This is a genomic window from Micromonospora sp. WMMA1363, assembly GCF_030345795.1.
Taxonomy (GTDB): domain Bacteria; phylum Actinomycetota; class Actinomycetes; order Mycobacteriales; family Micromonosporaceae; genus Micromonospora.
This window is the reverse complement of the sequence record NZ_JAUALB010000001.1, coordinates 1,743,775-1,758,969: the sequence shown is the minus strand read 5'-3', so window position 1 is coordinate 1,758,969 and position 15,195 is coordinate 1,743,775. Positions and strand designations below refer to the sequence as shown.

Genomic DNA, 15,195 nt, shown 5'->3' with positions numbered 1-15,195 from the left:
CAGGCGACGGTGGTCAGCCGACCGGGCAGGTCAGCTCGGCGGTGGCCGTGGTCTGCGCGTACCAGGCGGCGTGGTCGGCGATGAGGTTGAGGACTGCGGCGATGTCGTCGATGGTGGTCTCGGGGTTGAGCAGGGTGAGCTTCAGGTAGTGGGCGCCGTCCACCTTGGTGCCGGCGACCAGGGCGGCGCCGGAGGTGGCCAGGGCGTCGCGGGCGTGCAGGTTGGCGTCGTCGACCAGGCTCGGGCCGGCGTCGGGTGGCACATGGCGGAAGACCACGGTGCTCAGCTGCGGCCGGGCCGCCACCTCGAAACGGGGATCCGTGTCCAACAGTCGCCACGCCTCGGCCGCGAGATCGACGACCCGGTCGAAGAGAGCGCCGATCGCGTCCGGCCCCATGATCCGCAGGGTGAGCCAGAGTTTGCCCGCGTCGAACCGGCGGGTGGTCTGGATGCTCTTGTCGACCTGGTTGGGGATGCCCTGTTCGACCGCGCGGACCGGGTTGAGGTAGTCGGCGTGCCAGGTCGCGTGGCGCAGCACCCGGCCGTCGCGTACCAGCAGGGCGCTCGAGCTGACCGGCTGGAAGAAGGACTTGTGGTAGTCGACGGTCACCGAGTCGGCCCGTTCGATGCCGTCGAGCAGGTGCCGGCGGGTGGGGGAGACCAGCAGTCCGCAGCCGTACGCGGCGTCGACGTGCAGCCACACCCCGGCCGCCGTGCAGATGTCGGCGATCTCCGGCAGCGGGTCGATGGTGCCGAAGTCGGTGGTGCCGGCGGTGGCCACGACGGCCATCACCACCAGGCCGTCGCGCCGGCAGCGGTCGATGGTGGTGGCCAGGTCGTCGGTGCGCATCCGACGTCCCGCGTCGGTCGGTACGGTGAGGACCGCGTCCGCGCCCAGGCCGAGCAGCTTGGCGGCCTTCTGCACGCTGAAGTGCCCGGCGACCGACGTGATGATCCGCAGCCGGGCCAGCACCTGCGGCCGGGCCGGTCGGGTGGCGGCACCGCCGACCACCCGGCGGCACGCCTCCTCCCGCGCCAACAACATCGCCTGCAGGTTCGACTGGGTTCCACCGCTGGTGAACACGCCGTCGGCGGTGGTGCCGAGGCCGATCCGCCCGGCCGTCCACTCGATCAGGTGCCGCTCCATCAGGGTGGCGCCGACGCTCTGGTCCCAGGTGTCCACGGAGGAGTTGACCGCGCTGAGCACCGCCTCACCGAGCAGCGCCGGGATCACCACCGGGCAGTTGAGGTGAGCCAGGTACCGGGGGTGGTGGAACCACACCGCGTCCCGCAGCCAGACGTCGTGCAGCTCGTCGAGGGCCGCGTCGGTGTCGCCCAGCGGCCGGTCCAGGTCGACACCGGCGATCAGGGGGGCGAGCGCGTCCGGGGTGACGCCGGTGAACGGCTGGTCCGCGTCGGCCACCCGGTCGGCGATCCGGTTGACGCCGCGGGCCAGCACGTCCCGGAAGCGCTCGACGGAACCGGCGTTGAACAGGTGGGCCCGAGCCGCGGACAAGCCGGGGTCGGCGTCGGCGGGCGCGGTGTCGCGCGGGCTACCAATCGGACTCATGCGATTTCCCAGCGGTCGTACGGACAGGAGCGCGTGGTTAGATTAGGTTAGCCTTACCTAACCTGCAAGGATGCGTGGATCACACCGTGGTCGGCACGGCGTCCCGCGCAGCGGGCTGTCCGGCCTGCCCGGACGGTAGGAACCGCCGCTGGTGGGCAAGTCCGACCACGACCCCGGCGGCGACCAGCACGACGGACGCCACGGCGACCGCGGGATAGCCGAACCGGTCGGCGGCCGCGAGGCCGAGGGAGGCGGCCACAAAGGAGCAGACCAGCCCGAACGACGACAGCATGGTGAAGTCGGTGCCGCCGGTCCCCGGCCGGGAATAGTCCATGTTGACGGTGTAGAGCACCACGTTGGCGATCGTGTACGCGGCGAGGAAGCAGCACAGCGCGGCGACGGTTCCGGCCAGCGGGGCGCGACCGTTCATCAGCGGCAGCAGCAGCATCGTCGACACCGCCAGGGCGGCTCCGCCGGCCACCAGCACGCCGCTGCGCCCGAACCGTCCGATGCCGAGGCCCGCGACCAGGCCAGCCACGATGGCGGGCACGCTGGTCACCACCCCGGTCACCACGCCGATCCGGCCCAGCGACCAGCCGGCGTCCACCAGGGCTGGCGTGATCAGGGCGTACGCCATCCCCGCGCCGACGTAGACCAGCGGCACCACGCCGAAGGTCCACCACCGGCAGCCGGGCTGGCGGAACACCGACAGCAGCGCCCGGTAGGCGACGCCGATCCGGACCACCCGGTCGGTGCGGTCCGGCTCCCGGAACCGCCACACCACCAGCAGGCCGGTCGCCGTCAGCGTGGCCAGCAGCCCGATCGCCGGCACCCAGCCGAACCGGTCGTAGACCAGCACGCACGCGCCGCCGCCGAGCAGATTGCCGAGGTAGCTCGCGGCCACCTGGATGCCGTTGCCGGTGCCCCGTTCCGACGTGGCGAGCAACCGAACGGCGACCGCGTCGGCCGCGATGTCCTGGGTTGCGGAGAAGAAGACGAACGCGGCGCAGATCGCGATGACCGCGCCGAGCTGTTCGGTCGGACGGGAGAACGGCAGCAGCGCCAGCAGGGCCAGCACCAGGGCCGCCTGGAGCACGAGCAGCCAGGAACGGTAGTGGCCGCGGTGCCGGGAGCCGTAGCGGTCCAGGACCGGCGCCCAGAGGAACTTGATCGGCCAGATCAGGCCGACGACCTGCACCAGCGCCAGGGTTTCCAGCGAGGTGCCGCCGTCACGCAGGATGGCGGTCAGGCCGACCGTGATGAAGCCGATGCCGAGATACTGGGTGACGTAGAGCGCGGTCAGGGTGCCGAGCCGGCCCATCAAAAGGCCTTCCAGTAGCCGAGCGAGGTGACCTGGCGCTTGTCGACGCCCAGGGTGCGCCGGATGTGTCGGCTGATGCTGCGGGTGCTGGCCGCCTCGCAGGCCACCCAGTAGTGGGCGGTGTCGCCGGCGGTCAGGGCGGCGCAGACCGTGTCGACCAGGTGCTGGCCACCGTCCCGGCGGGGCACCCAGGTCACCCCGTGGTGGGCCCGGGCCCGCGGTGTCAGCGCCATCTCACCCTCGTGCGCGTATTCCAGCCAGACCGTCGCGGGGATGTCGGCGCCGGCGTCGAGCAGGCTGTTGACCGCGGGTAGCGACGCCGCGTCCCCGACCAGGTAGAGGTGCCCGGGGGCGGGTTCGGGTAGCTGGAACGCGCTGCCCTGCACGGTCGCTTCGATGGTGTCGCCGACCTGTGCGGTGGTGGCCCAGCGCGCGGCGCAGCCGTCGTGGATGGCGAACTCCAGGGTGAACCGCCCGGTCTCCAGGTCCGGGTCCACCAGCGTGTACGCCCGCTGGTGGGCTCGACCGTCGTTGTCGAACCACAACCGGATCCACATCGTCGGATGGACGCCGCAGGACTCCAGCAATCCACCACCGTCGAGGCGTAGGCGCTGGTAGTGCCCGTCGACCGACTCGGTGCCCAGTACGGTCAACCGGAAGTCCCGGCCTCCCATGGCCTTGAGCACCAGGCCCTCCCAGTTCCGTTTCACGCGCCCTCCAGGTAAGGTCTGCCTTTGTTAGGGGAGGGTAGCCTAAGGTGCTCGTTCGATGGAACGTGTGTCCCGCCCGCGTCGGCGAGGCGGGGTTCGCCGATGAGCTGATCCCCATGTCGACCCGCCCCGGAGCGCGAAGGACGAGGCAACCGTGATCTACCAGCAGCAGATTCCCGTCCTCGGCGAGCTGACGCTCGTGGCGGTGGAACCCGACCGGCACGCCGAACTGCTGCACGGCTGGGTGACCCAACCCCGCAACTCGTTCTGGGGCATGGGCTCGCACGGCCTCGACGAGGTACGCGAGACCTACGCGTTCCTCGACGGGCTGGACACCCACCACGCCTACCTCATCCTGCTGGACGGCGAGCCGGTCGGCCTGTTCCAGACCTACCAACCGGAGGCGGACCCGGTGGGTGAGCGTTACCCGGTCCAGCCGGGCGACGTCGGCATGCACCTGCTGCTCAGCCCGTCCCGGCGCTACGCGTGCGGGCTCACCACGGCCGTCGGCCCCGCCCTGGTCCGCTTCCTGCTGCGCGACCCGGCCGTTCAGCGGATCGTCGTCGAGCCGGACGTCCGCAACGAGGCAGCCCTGCGCCGGTTGCGGGCCGAGGGCTTCGTGCTGGCCTCCGAGATCGACATGCCGGACAAGCGCGCGCAGTTGGCCTTCCTGACCCGCCACCGCTTCGAGACGGACCACCCGGCTGGCGTCGCCGGCTGAGCACCCGGGGGAGTGCCGCACCCTCGCCGGCACGACCGCCGGTCGCTGATCTCGGAGTAGCCAACCGGCAACCGCCCCCCGGGCGCCGCGACCTCGGCGCCCCGGGGGTGCGGGGACGGCGGTCAGAAGTCGTCGTCGAAGGTGACGCTCCCGGTGACACCGACCTGGTACGCGGAAACCCGCCGTTCGAAGAAGTTCGACAGCTCCTGTACATCCTGCAGGTCCATGAACGCGAACGGGTTGGTCGAGCCGTAGCGCGGGGCGATGCCGAGTTGGGCGAGCCGGCGGTCGGCGACGTGCTGCAGATACTCCCGCATGTCGGCCGGCGACAGCCCGGAGACGCCCTGCTCCAGGAGGTCCTCGGCGAACTGGGCCTCGCACTCGACCGCCTCGGAGAGCATCTCGGTGACCTGCCGTTCCACCTCGGCGTCGAACAGCTCGGGTTCCTCCCGCCGGACGGTGTCCACCACGTCGAAGGCGAATGCCATGTGCATGGACTCGTCGCGGAACACCCAGTTGGTGCCGGAGGCGAGCCCGTTGAGCAGACCCCGGGACCGCAGGAAGTAGACGTAGGCGAACGCGCCGTAGAAGAACAACCCCTCGATGCACGCGGCGAAGCAGATGAGGTTGAGCAGGAACGCCCGGCGGTCCTCCCGGCTCCGTAGCTCGCGCAGCTCGAAGACGGAGTCGATCCAGCGGAAGCAGAACTCGGCCTTGCGCCGGATGGAGGGGATGTTCTCGATCGCGGCGAACGCCGCGAACCGCTCCTTCTCGTCGGGCACGTAGGTGTCGAGCAGGTTCAGGTAGAACTGGACGTGCACGGCCTCCTCGAACAGCTGCCGGGACAGGTAGAGCCGACCCTCCGGGGAATTGACGTGCTGGTAGAGGTTGAGCACCAGGTTGTTGGCGACGATGGTGTCACCGGTGGCGAAGAACGCGACCAGCCGGGACACCAAATGCCGCTCGGCGGGCGAGAGCTTCGCCAGGTCGGCGAGGTCAGCGTGCAGGTCCACCTCCTCGACGGTCCAGGTGTTGCGGATGGCGTCCTTGAACCGGTCGAAGAAGTGCGGGTAGCGCATCGGCCGCAGGGTCAGGTCCATGCCGGGGTCGAGCAGCATGTGCCGCTCGCCGACGGCGGTGGAGTTCGTGGTACGGGTCTCGGGATCGGCGGTCACTGGCAGGCCTCGCAGCTCTCGGGGTTTTCCAGGGAACAGGCCAACGCCTCGGCGTCGCTCACCGCGGCGACCGGCGTGGTCGCCGGCGTGACACCGACGGTGGCCTGCTGGATGCGTGTCGCGGGACGCGAGCGCAGGTAGTAGGTGGTCTTCAGCCCGGACTTCCAGGCGTAGCGGTACATCGACGAAAGCTTGCCGATGGTCGGTGCGCCGATGAACAGGTTCAGCGACTGGGACTGGTCGACGTAGGGTGCCCGGGCGGCGGCTAGGTCGATCAGCGCCCGCTGCGGGATCTCCCACGCGGTGCGGAACAACTGCCGCGCGCCCGCTGGCAGGTCACTGATCCCCTGCACCGACCCTTCGGCGCGCTTGATCTGGTCCCGGATCTGCGGCGTCCACAGCCCACGCGCCTTGAGCTCACGGACCAGGTACGTGTTGATCTGGAGGAACTCGCCGGACATCGTCTCGCGCTTGAACAGGTTGGACACCTGCGGCTCGATGCACTCGTAGCAGCCGGCGATCGAGGCGATCGTGGCGGTCGGAGCGATCGCGACCAGCAACGAGTTACGCAGGCCGTGTGCGGCGATCGCCGCGCGCAGCGCGGCCCACCGCTCGGTCTGGGTGGGCTCGGTGCCGCACAGCTCCGGGTGCAGCTCACCCCTGGCCGCGCGGGTCTCGGCGTACGCCGGGTGCGGGCCGAAGCGCTCGGCCAGCCCGGCCGAGGCCTCCAGGGCGGTCAGGTAGATCTCTTCCTGTACGCGGGTGGACAGCTCCCGGGCCCGCGCCGAGTCGAACGGCAGGCGCAGGGTGAAGAACGCGTCCTGCAGGCCCATCAGCCCGAGCCCGACCGGCCGCCAGCGCGGGTTCGACGCCGCCGCCTGCTCGGCCGGGTAGTAGTTGATGTCGACCACCCGGTCCAGGAACACCACCGCGGTGCGGACCGTCGCCCGCAGCTTCGCCCAGTCGACGCCGTCCGCGGTGACGTGCGCCCCGAGGTTGATCGAGCCCAGGTTGCACACCGCGGTCTCGGTGTCGCTGTTGACCTCGAGGATCTCGGTGCACAGGTTGGACAGGTGGATCGTGTTGCCCGGCACGCCGGTCTGGTTGGACAGTCGGTTCGACGCGTCCTTGAACGTCATCCACCCGTTGCCGGTCTGCGCCAGGGTGCGCATCATCCGTCCGTACAGGTCCCGGGCCTTGACCGTCCGGACGGCCTTCTTCTCCGCGATCCGGTAGGCGGCGTCGAACTCCTCGCCGTACAGGTCGGGCAGTTCCGGCGCGTCCGACGGATCGATCAGGGACCAGTCGCCGTCCGCCTCGACCCGACGCATGAACTCGTCCGGGATCCAGTTGGCCAGGTTCAGGTTGTGGGTGCGCCGCGCGTCCTCACCGGTGTTGTCCCGCAGCTCCAGGAACTCCTCGATGTCCGGATGCCACGGCTCCAGGTAGACGCAGGCCGCGCCCTTGCGCCGGCCGCCCTGGTTGACCGCCGCGACGCCGGCGTCGAGGGTCTTGAGGAACGGCACGATACCGTTCGACCGGCCGTTCGTGCCGCGGATCAGCGCGCCCCGGCCGCGTACCCGCGACCAGGAGATGCCGATGCCACCGGAGAACTTCGACAGCTTGGCGACCTGGTGGTAACGCTCGTAGATCGAGTCCAGCTCGTCGCGAGGCGAGTCGACCAGGAAACACGACGACATCTGAGTGTGCCGGGTGCCCGAGTTGAACAGCGTCGGCGAGCTGGGCAGGTACGCCAGCGACGACATCAGCCGGTAGAACCCGATCGCCTCGACCGGCGTCTGTGACAACCCGCAGGCCACCCGCAGCAGCCAGTACTGCGGTGTCTCCACCACCAGCCGCGACTGCGGGTGCCGCAACAGGTACCGGTCCGCGACGGTGCGCAGTCCGAAGTACTCGAACCGAAGGTCACCGGCCGGGTCCACGGCGTCGTCCAGCTTGCGGGCGTTGCGGGCCACGAACGCGGCCGTGTCGTCGCCGATCAGTCCCAGGCCGTGCGCGTACCGGATGGACTGGCTGAAGCTCGCCACCTGCTGCCCACGGACCTCCTTGTCCACGTACGCGGCCAGCAGCCGCGCCGCCAGCCTGGAGTACTGCGGTTCCTCACCGATCAGCTCCGCCGCCGTCTGGATCGACAACGTGTCCAGCTCCGCGGTGCTCGCCCCGTCGTAGAGGCCGCTGATCGTCTTCGTCGCGACCCGCAGCGGGTCCACCTCGTCCAACTCGGCGACCCACCGCTCAACCGCCCGGACGATCTTGTTGACGTCCACCGGCTCGGTGTCGCCGTTGCGTTTGCGGACCTGCATCACCTGCCGACGCTGCTCCGGCTGATCGGCTGCGGTCTGCTCCTGCGTCGCCGTCACGTCCCCTCCTCACGCCTGTCGACGAGGTCGACGAACGCGCAGGAGACGCCACGTGGCCGTCGGACGGCGAGCCGGCCGTCACCGGTCGGCTGATGGCGTCGGCCGTCCCGCGCGGCCGCCGACCGCCGCACGCGGCGCGTGCGGCGCGCTGGCAGGTCTTCGGACTCGCGGGCGTGACCGGGTCCCGGTCGCCTACTGGCCGTCGCTTCCCGGACCGTGTGGTCCAGTGCTTGGTGACGGCGGTCGTTCCCACTCACCGCTGCGGGGCAGTCCCGGATTCGCACCGGGTTCCCTCTTGCCTCGGCCGTCCCGTGCGGGAGCGGCCGAACCAGCTGCGGGAGACACCATATATGCCGTCCCCGCCGAGCGGGAAACACCAGATGTCGCGTTGGCGTGTCAGCTTCGTCTCACCGCTCGTCGCTTCGGGACCGGATCCGGCGATGGTCGCCCGGCCCGTCACATCGGCTCTGCGCGGGGCACGTCGAGGTCCCGGCAGTCGGCGATGTCCGCGCACGGTACGACCCGGACGACTGCACGGCGCTGACGGAGGTAGTCGCGGGCGCCCCGGTCCATCGTGGCACTGGCGGCGACGCCGACCCAGTGCTCGCGCCCGAGGAGCACCGGGTGTCCCCACCGGCGTCCCCGATAGCCGGCGACGACCAGGGCGTCGGGTCGGGCGGCGGCAACCACCCGGCGCACCGCCTCGACGCCGATGTCGGGTGTGTCGACCAGGAGCACCACCACGGCCGTGACGGCAGTTGTCTCCAGTGCCGCCAGCCCCGCCCGCAGGGACGAACCCATGCCGGTCACCCATGCCGGATTTCGGACGACACCCGAGCCGACCAGCGCCGTGACGGCTTCCGCGTGTGCTCCGACCACCACGAGCACGGGAGCGCAACCGCCGGCCGCCAGCGTGTCTCGCGCGCGCAGCACCAGCGGCCGGCCTTCGTATCCCACCAGTGCCTTCGGCCCGCCGTACCGCCGTCCCGCCCCGGCGGCGAGCACCAGCCCCGCGACGGGACCCTCCGCCTCCAGCCCCGCACCCGCCGGCGAACGGATCGCACGGTGCCCCGGTTCCGGCATGGTCAGCTGACCGTGGTGCCGGTGCGTCGATGGATGGGCCCGTCCGTGTCGGTCAGTGGGCGACCGGTTCCCCCGGCGCCGGCGGTGATGACCAGCTCGGCGCAGATGGACACGGCGGTCTCCTGCGGCGTCCGGGCGCCGAGGTCCAGACCGATGGGTGCCCGAAGACGCCAGAGTTCGTGCTCGGTCAGGCCCGCCGCGGCGAGCCGGACCAGTCGCTCGCGGTGCGTGTCTCTGCTGCCCATCACACCGACGTAGCCGGCTGGTCCCCGCAGGGCCAGCGACAGCAGTTCGGTCTCGTGCCGGTCGTCGTGGCTGAGCACCACGATCGCCGTCCGCGCGTCGACGTCGACGCTGCTCAGGTGACGGTGCGGCCAGTCGCAGACCACCTGGTGCGCGTCGGGAAAGTGCGCTGCCCGCACGAACACCGGCCGGGGGTCACACACCGTCACATCGAAGCCGAGAAACCGCCCGAGCTGACTCACCGCTCGGGCGACCGGACTCATCCCGTAGACCAACATCCGGGGTGCCGGCCGGTGCCCGACACACAGGACGTCCATCGGCCGCCCACCGGTGTCGACGAGCCGCTCGACCTGCGTCCCACCGGTGGACGCCAGTGCCCGGAGCCGGTGGGCCACCATCTCGTCCACACCGGCGTCGCCCGACGATCCCCACATCCCATGCGGGTCCGCCACCACCAGCAGCACCGCCGACGGATCCGCGGGCAGCACCAGCGCCGAGGCCACCGGCTGGTTCGCCAGCAACCGGTCGAGCAGGGGCGCCACGACATCCACCGCCGCCGGCAGCACCACCACGTCGATCTCGCCGCGGCAGGCGAGGCCGACCATCGACGATCCGGCACCCTGGTGGGCATAGCGGTTCCGGTGCGCGCGACCGGACCCGATCACGTCCTGCGCCGCCGTGAACACCGCACCGTCGACGCATCCCCCGGCAACGCCACCGGCGACCTCCCCGGTGGCGGCGATGGCCATCACCGTTCCCACCGCGCACGGCGCGTCGCCCGACACCCCGACCACGGTGGCCACAGCGAAGCGAGTATCGGCCGTGCACCACCGTCGTAGGGTCGGCGCGACGTGTCTGATCTCCGCCGTCATCGGACTCCCTGCCTGCGCACGGGCGTTCGGTCAGCCGCGGGGGCCACCCGCGGCGACCGGCGACCGGGGCACCGCGGACGCGCCAGCACGATGTCACCCGACGCCGTCGCCGACCCGCCCCGCCGAATCGCGGGCCACCCGCCGACTCGTACCCGGGGTTGTCATCGGGCCGCGTCCGCCATCAGGTTCTCGACGCGGACGGGCAGCTCCCGGACCCGGATCCCGGTCGCGTGGTAGATGGCGTTGGTGATCGCGGCCGCCGCCCCGACATGGACGACCTCGCCCAGCCCCTTCAGACCGAACGCGCCGAACGACGGGTCGGGCTCGTCGACGAAGTCGACGTCGAGCGTGGGGACGTCGGCGTTGACGGGCACCTCGTAGTCGGCGAGGTTGTTGTTGAGGAACCCACCGTAGCGGGGGTCGACGATGCTCTCCTCGGTGAGTGCGGTGCCGATTCCCCAGACCAGGCCGCCCAAGGCCTGGCTGGTGGCCGTGCGGCGGCTGATCACCCGGCCGCAGTCGACGACGGACAGCATCCGGGTGACCCGCGGCCGGCGCACCCGGGCCCCGACCTGGACCTCGACGAAGTGGGCGATGTAGGAGCAGGTGACGAACGCGGGGAATTCCGGGCCCACGAAGGCGCTGCCGACGTCCGACGTCACCGCGCTCTTCCGCGCGGTGGCCGTGGCCGGCACGTCCGTCGGTTTCTGCCCCGGGGCGAAGTACTGGCCGTCCGCCTCGACCGACGGGAGGCCGGCGGCCGTCAGGAGCCCGGTCACCGGTGGCCCTGAGTTGTCGGGGCCGACCAGCCTGCCGTCCGCCAGCCGACACTCGGTGACGTCGACGGTGGCGACGGCCTCGCCGTGGGTGGCGGCGATCTGGTGTAGCCGGGCCCGGATTCCGTCGACCGCGTCCAGGACGGCGGGCACGGCGGTCGCGGTTCCCCAGGAACCGCCCGTCTCCGGCTGCGGCACGGCCCGGGTGTCACCGACGGTCACGCGGATCTGGCCAGGTGGCAGCCCCAGGGATTCGGCGGCGGCCAGCGCGACCACGGTGCGCAGTCCCTGGCCCATCTCGTGTCCGCTGACCGTGACATCCGCGGTGCCGTCGTCGTGCAGCCGCACCCGCGAGGCGGCGGCGGAGGCCAGGCAGGGATAGGAGCCCGCGGCCATGCCCCAGCCGACGAGGCTGCCGTCGTCGGAGCGCATCGACCCGGGTGTCGGGTCGCGCCGGGACCACCCGAACCGGTCGGCGCCCCGCTCGAGGCACTGCAGGAGACGCCGTGAGGAGAACGGTTTGCCGGTCACCGGGTCGACGGCGGTGTCGTGGCGTCTGCGTAGCTCGACGGGGTCGACGCGTAGCCGCGCCGCGAGTTCGTCCAGCGCGCTCTCCACCGCGAACATGGTCGCCATCTCCATCGGCGCGCGCATGTAGCCGGGCGTCTGTGTGTCGAGGCGCACCAGGCTGGTCGTGCTGCGGAAATTCGGGATGGCGTACATGCGTGAGGAGGTTTCCGCCCCCCAGAACGGCATCAGGTCGTGGCGTGAGGTCTGCGCGTGGATGTCGTGCACCAGGGTGGTGATCGTGCCGTCGTCCTGCGCGCCGAGCCGGATGCGGTGCCGGGTCGCCGGACGGAAGTGCACACTGTGGAACACGTCCGCCCTCGGCACGACAAGCTTCACCGGCCGTCCGACCCGCCGCGCGGCGACGGCGGCGAGCACCGTGTTGAACGTCTGATTGGTGCGCTGACCGAAACCTCCACCGAGGGACGGCGAGACGGTCTGGACCAGCTCCATCGGCATCCCGAGCTGATTCGCCAGCGCATGCCGCACGCGCCCGGCCGCCTGGGTGCCCTCCTGGATGAGGAGCGTCCCATCCCGCCACTGTGCGACGGTGGACAACAGCTCCAGAGCGTTGTGGTGCTGTGCCGGGGTGACGTAGGTGGCGTCGACCACGACCGGCGCCTGGTCGAGTAGCCGATCGCCCGCGCCGATCTCCACCGCCGGGAACGCGGGCACCTCCTGCGCCTGGTCGACCGATTCGGCAGCCGGGTCGTCGAGTTCGACGGTGAACGGGTCAACCTCGTAGCGGGCGGTCACCAGCGCCGCGGCGTCCGCCGCGGCCTCGAGGGTCTCGGCCACGACGAGCGCGATCGGTTGACCGCGGTAGGCCACGACGGGGTCCTGCATCGGCTGGGAGCTTTCGTTCGCGCTCCCCGCGCCGTAGGCGAAGTCGGCCGGATGCAGGCGGTCCAGGTTCTCGTACGTGAACACCGCGAGTACCCCCGGCACCCGCTCCGCCGCGGCGGTGTCGAGCGCCGTGATCCGACCCCGGCCGACGGTCGCGCCGACCGGGACCGCGTACGTCATTGCCTCGGCGGTGCGGTCGGCGCCGTAGATCGGCTCGCCGCGGACCTTCTCGGTGCCGTCGAGGCGGACGTGGTCGGAACCGACCCAGGTCACCGCGGTCACGACGCACTCTCCTTCGCGATGGCGACAGCCTCCACGACGGTCTCCACCCCCAAGCCGACGCGGAAGGCGTTCTGCGCCGTGGTGCGTGCCGACCGGAACTCCGGCTCCAGCGCTGCCCGTACGGACGCGTCGTCCAGCCGGGCGCCGACCAGTGCGCGTTCGGCGTCCCACGCCCGCCAGGGCACGGTGCCGAGTCCACCGAGCGCGATCCGCACCTCGCCGACGGCGCCGGCCGCGTCGAGGTGGAGCCCGACGGCGGCCGAGGCGAGGGCGAACGCGTACGAACTCCGGTCGCCCACCTTGCGATAGGTCGACGACCGCGCCGCCGGGCTCGTGGGTACGCGGATGGCGGTGATGAGTTCGCCGGGGGCGAGCGTGGTCTCGCGGTCCGGGGTGTCGCCCGGCGGCACGATCAGGTCGTGGATCGAGACCGAGCGGGTGCCGTTCGGTCCGACGACCGCCACGCTCGCGTCGAACGCGGTCAGCGCCACCGCCCAGTCGCTCGGATACACGGCGATGCAGTGGTCGCTGCCACCGAGGATGGCGTGTCCGCGGTTGAGCCCACCGAGCGCGGAACACCCCGACCCCGGCTGCCGCTTGTTGCAGGGGAACTCGACTGACCGGAAGTAGCCGCAGCGTGTGCGTTGCAACAGGTTACCGCCAACCCTCGCCATGTTCCGCAACTGCTGGGAGGCCCCGGATCGCAGTGACTCCACGAGCGCGGGACACCTGGCACCGACCAGCGGGTGGTTCGCGACGTCACTCATCCGGGTCAGCGCGCCGACGATTAGGTCACCGTCTTCCTCGCGGACGAAGTCGAGGTCGGGGACGTCGGTCAGGTCGATGATCCGACCGGGAGTCTCGACGCTCAGCTTCATCAGGTCGATCAGGGCGGTGCCACCACTGAGATAGTGCGGCCGGTCAGCGGTGGACGTGGCGAACGCCGTCACCGCCTCGTGCGCCGAGCGCGCCCGCGTGTACGTGAAGGGACGCATCACGACCGCCGAGGTCCGGCGGCTTGGACGGTGGCGACGGCTCGGACGATGCCCTGGTAGGCCCCGCACCGGCAGAGGTTTCCGCTCATGAACTCGCGGATCTCGTCGGCTGATCCGGCGTGCCCCTCGGCTACACAGGCAACCGCCGACATGAGCTGCCCCGGGGTGCAGTAGCCACACTGCAGCGCGTCACACTCGAGGAACGGAAGGTGTCAACCTTTTTGGGGCGGTCGGTTCAGGGGTTCGTTGACTGAGTCGTGGTGTCCTCGGGCTTGTTGATCCACGCGGTGGTGGGCAGGGCGGGTGGTTGCGGGATGCCGCGGACGAATCGTTCGGGGTTGCGGGTGTAGGCGGCGGTCAGGACGTCGGCGCGGACATCGCGGACCTGCCGGGCGTGGCCGTGGTGGACGTCGTGTGGGGTGTGCCAGCCGATGCCGGAGTGCCGGTGGATGGTGTTGTACCAGGTGAAGAAGGCGCGGCAGTGAGCTCGGGCGTCCTGGACGCTGCCGAAGCGGTCGGGGAAGTCGGGCCGGTACTTCAGGGTCTTGAACTGGGCCTCGGAGAACGGGTTGTCGTTGCTGCACCTGGGCCGGGAGTGGGACTTGGTCACGCCGAGGTCGGCCATCATCTGCGCGACCGTCTTGGACGCCATTGAGGTGCCGCGGTCGGCGTGGATGGTCAACTGCTCACGCGCGACGCCCTGCTTGGTGATCGCGTCGGACAGCAGCCGTTCGGCCAGGGCGGCGTCCTCGCGCTCGGCGAGCAGCCACGCGACGGTGTAACGGCTGTAGATGTCGATCACGCTGTAGAGGTGGTAGAAGTCCCGCTTGGCCGGGCCGCGCAGCTTGGTGATGTCCCACGACCACACGCGATTGGGGGCGTCGGCGATCAGTTCGGGCTTGACCTTCGGCGGGTGCACCGCGTGACGGCGGCGCTCCCTGACTTCGCCGTGGGCACGCAGGATCCGGTACATGCTCGACACCGACGCCACGTACACGCCCTCGTCGAGGAGGGTGTGGTAGACGGCCGCGGGGGCCATGTCGGCGAAGTCCGGGCTGTTGAGCAACGCCCGGACGCTGTCACGCTCGGCTGCGCTCAGGGCACGTGGCTGCGGCCTGGGTTCACGCCCCGGCCGCGGTGGCGCAGGCGTCTGGCGGTGCCGGCGGTAATGGTTGGCCTGCGGCCGGCCGGTGGCTCGGCACGCCGTCCGGATGCCGATCAGCGGCGTCAGTTCGGTGATCGCAGCGTCGATCATGGTGTCGGCTCGCTCCCGCTGTGCTGGCTGTCGGTCGCGAGTTGCCCCAACAGCGCGGAGAGTTTTCCCTGCACCTCGATCACCTTGCGGGCCTTGTCCAACTCGGCGCGCAGCCGCTCGTTGTCTGCCCGCAACCGGGCTGCCTCCAGCACCGCCGGATCGGTCTTCGGCCGCCCGGCCGGCTTGGCCAGGGCCTCGCGGGCGCCGGCGTCACGCTGATGCTTCCACGCCGCGAGCAGCGACGTGTACAGGCCTTCCCGACGAAGCAGGGCGCCCTTGCCGGCCTTATCGAGGGTCTCGTACTCGGCCAGGATCCGCGCCTTGTACGCGGCGGTGTATGTCCTTGTTCGGGGCTTTGCTGGTACCTCGGGGTCGGGCACCGGGTGATGCGATGTCAC

Annotated in this window: 11 protein-coding genes, 1 pseudogene and 1 riboswitch; of the genes and pseudogenes, 1 reads left to right on the top strand and 11 read right to left on the bottom strand. The window is 70.9% G+C overall.

The annotated features are described in order from the left end of the window. Window positions 1-13: 13 nt before the first annotated feature. The 3 genes from QTQ03_RS08055 to QTQ03_RS08045 form a co-directional block, all read right to left on the bottom strand. Window positions 14-1,570 carry a pyridoxal phosphate-dependent decarboxylase family protein gene (locus tag QTQ03_RS08055; protein WP_289277440.1) on the bottom strand — a complete coding sequence of 519 codons (1,557 nt, stop codon included), beginning with the start codon at window positions 1,568-1,570 and terminating at the stop codon, window positions 14-16. A 79-nt stretch (window positions 1,571-1,649) separates the two neighbouring features. Continuing rightward, entirely contained in the window at window positions 1,650-2,891 is a 1,242-nt protein-coding gene (locus tag QTQ03_RS08050) for an MFS transporter (protein WP_289277439.1), read from the bottom strand. Next, complete coding sequence (locus QTQ03_RS08045; RefSeq protein WP_289277438.1) at window positions 2,891-3,601, bottom strand: siderophore-interacting protein; 711 nt, start codon at window positions 3,599-3,601, stop codon at window positions 2,891-2,893. The genes QTQ03_RS08050 and QTQ03_RS08045 overlap by 1 nt, the downstream gene beginning before the upstream one ends. 154 nt (window positions 3,602-3,755) lie before the next feature. Here QTQ03_RS08045 and QTQ03_RS08040 point away from each other — a divergent pair, with 154 nt between their 5' ends. Beyond that, a complete protein-coding gene (locus QTQ03_RS08040; protein ID WP_289277437.1) occupies window positions 3,756-4,322 on the top strand; it encodes a GNAT family N-acetyltransferase in 567 nt (188 codons plus the stop codon). Window positions 4,323-4,444: 122 nt separating this feature from the next. On the opposite strand, the gene QTQ03_RS08035 is transcribed toward QTQ03_RS08040, so the two are convergent. The 8 genes and pseudogenes from QTQ03_RS08035 to QTQ03_RS08000 all read right to left on the bottom strand — a co-directional run bounded on the left by QTQ03_RS08035 (window position 4,445) and on the right by QTQ03_RS08000 (window position 15,195). Continuing rightward, window positions 4,445-5,497: a ribonucleotide-diphosphate reductase subunit beta gene (locus QTQ03_RS08035; RefSeq protein WP_502889714.1), complete on the bottom strand. Its 1,053-nt coding sequence runs from the start codon at window positions 5,495-5,497 to the stop codon at window positions 4,445-4,447. Continuing rightward, entirely contained in the window at window positions 5,494-7,878 is a 2,385-nt protein-coding gene (locus tag QTQ03_RS08030; protein ID WP_289277436.1) for a ribonucleoside-diphosphate reductase subunit alpha, read from the bottom strand. The genes QTQ03_RS08035 and QTQ03_RS08030 overlap by 4 nt, the downstream gene beginning before the upstream one ends. 133 nt (window positions 7,879-8,011) lie before the next feature. Continuing rightward, window positions 8,012-8,226: riboswitch (cobalamin riboswitch) on the bottom strand. 108 nt (window positions 8,227-8,334) lie between these two features. After that, window positions 8,335-8,961 (bottom strand): nucleotidyltransferase family protein, encoded by a 627-nt coding sequence (locus QTQ03_RS08025; RefSeq protein ID WP_289277435.1) that lies wholly within the window; start codon window positions 8,959-8,961, stop codon window positions 8,335-8,337. Between the two features lie 2 nt (window positions 8,962-8,963). After that, complete coding sequence (locus tag QTQ03_RS08020; RefSeq protein ID WP_289277434.1) at window positions 8,964-10,076, bottom strand: XdhC family protein; 1,113 nt, start codon at window positions 10,074-10,076, stop codon at window positions 8,964-8,966. A gap of 161 nt (window positions 10,077-10,237) precedes the next feature. Continuing rightward, on the bottom strand, window positions 10,238-12,538 hold the full coding sequence (locus QTQ03_RS08015; RefSeq protein ID WP_502889847.1) for a xanthine dehydrogenase family protein molybdopterin-binding subunit: 2,301 nt from the start codon (window positions 12,536-12,538) through the stop codon (window positions 10,238-10,240). Window positions 12,539-12,543: 5 nt separating this feature from the next. Beyond that, window positions 12,544-13,542, bottom strand: coding sequence for an FAD binding domain-containing protein (locus tag QTQ03_RS08010; protein WP_289277432.1), 999 nt, complete (start codon window positions 13,540-13,542; stop codon window positions 12,544-12,546). Beyond that, window positions 13,542-13,745: pseudogene (locus QTQ03_RS08005) on the bottom strand ((2Fe-2S)-binding protein); the annotation flags it as partial. The gene QTQ03_RS08010 and the pseudogene QTQ03_RS08005, both read right to left, overlap by 1 nt. Before the next feature lie 32 nt (window positions 13,746-13,777). Then, window positions 13,778-15,195 (bottom strand): IS3 family transposase gene (locus tag QTQ03_RS08000; protein ID WP_502889673.1). Its coding sequence is split into 2 segments (ribosomal slippage): window positions 13,778-14,865 and window positions 14,865-15,195, totalling 1,419 coding nucleotides; the frame shifts between segments, so codons are not numbered across the junction.

Bases quoted from the DNA above. Each gene is read 5' to 3' on its own strand.
- QTQ03_RS08055 (WP_289277440.1), bottom strand. From the start codon at position 1,570: ATGAGTCCGATTGGTAGCCCGCGCGACACCGCGCCCGCCGACGCCGAC.
- QTQ03_RS08050 (WP_289277439.1), bottom strand. From the start codon at position 2,891: ATGGGCCGGCTCGGCACCCTGACCGCGCTCTACGTCACCCAGTATCTC.
- QTQ03_RS08025 (WP_289277435.1), bottom strand. From the start codon at position 8,961: ATGCCGGAACCGGGGCACCGTGCGATCCGTTCGCCGGCGGGTGCGGGG.
- QTQ03_RS08020 (WP_289277434.1), bottom strand. From the start codon at position 10,076: ATGACGGCGGAGATCAGACACGTCGCGCCGACCCTACGACGGTGGTGC.
- QTQ03_RS08010 (WP_289277432.1), bottom strand. From the start codon at position 13,542: ATGCGTCCCTTCACGTACACGCGGGCGCGCTCGGCGCACGAGGCGGTG.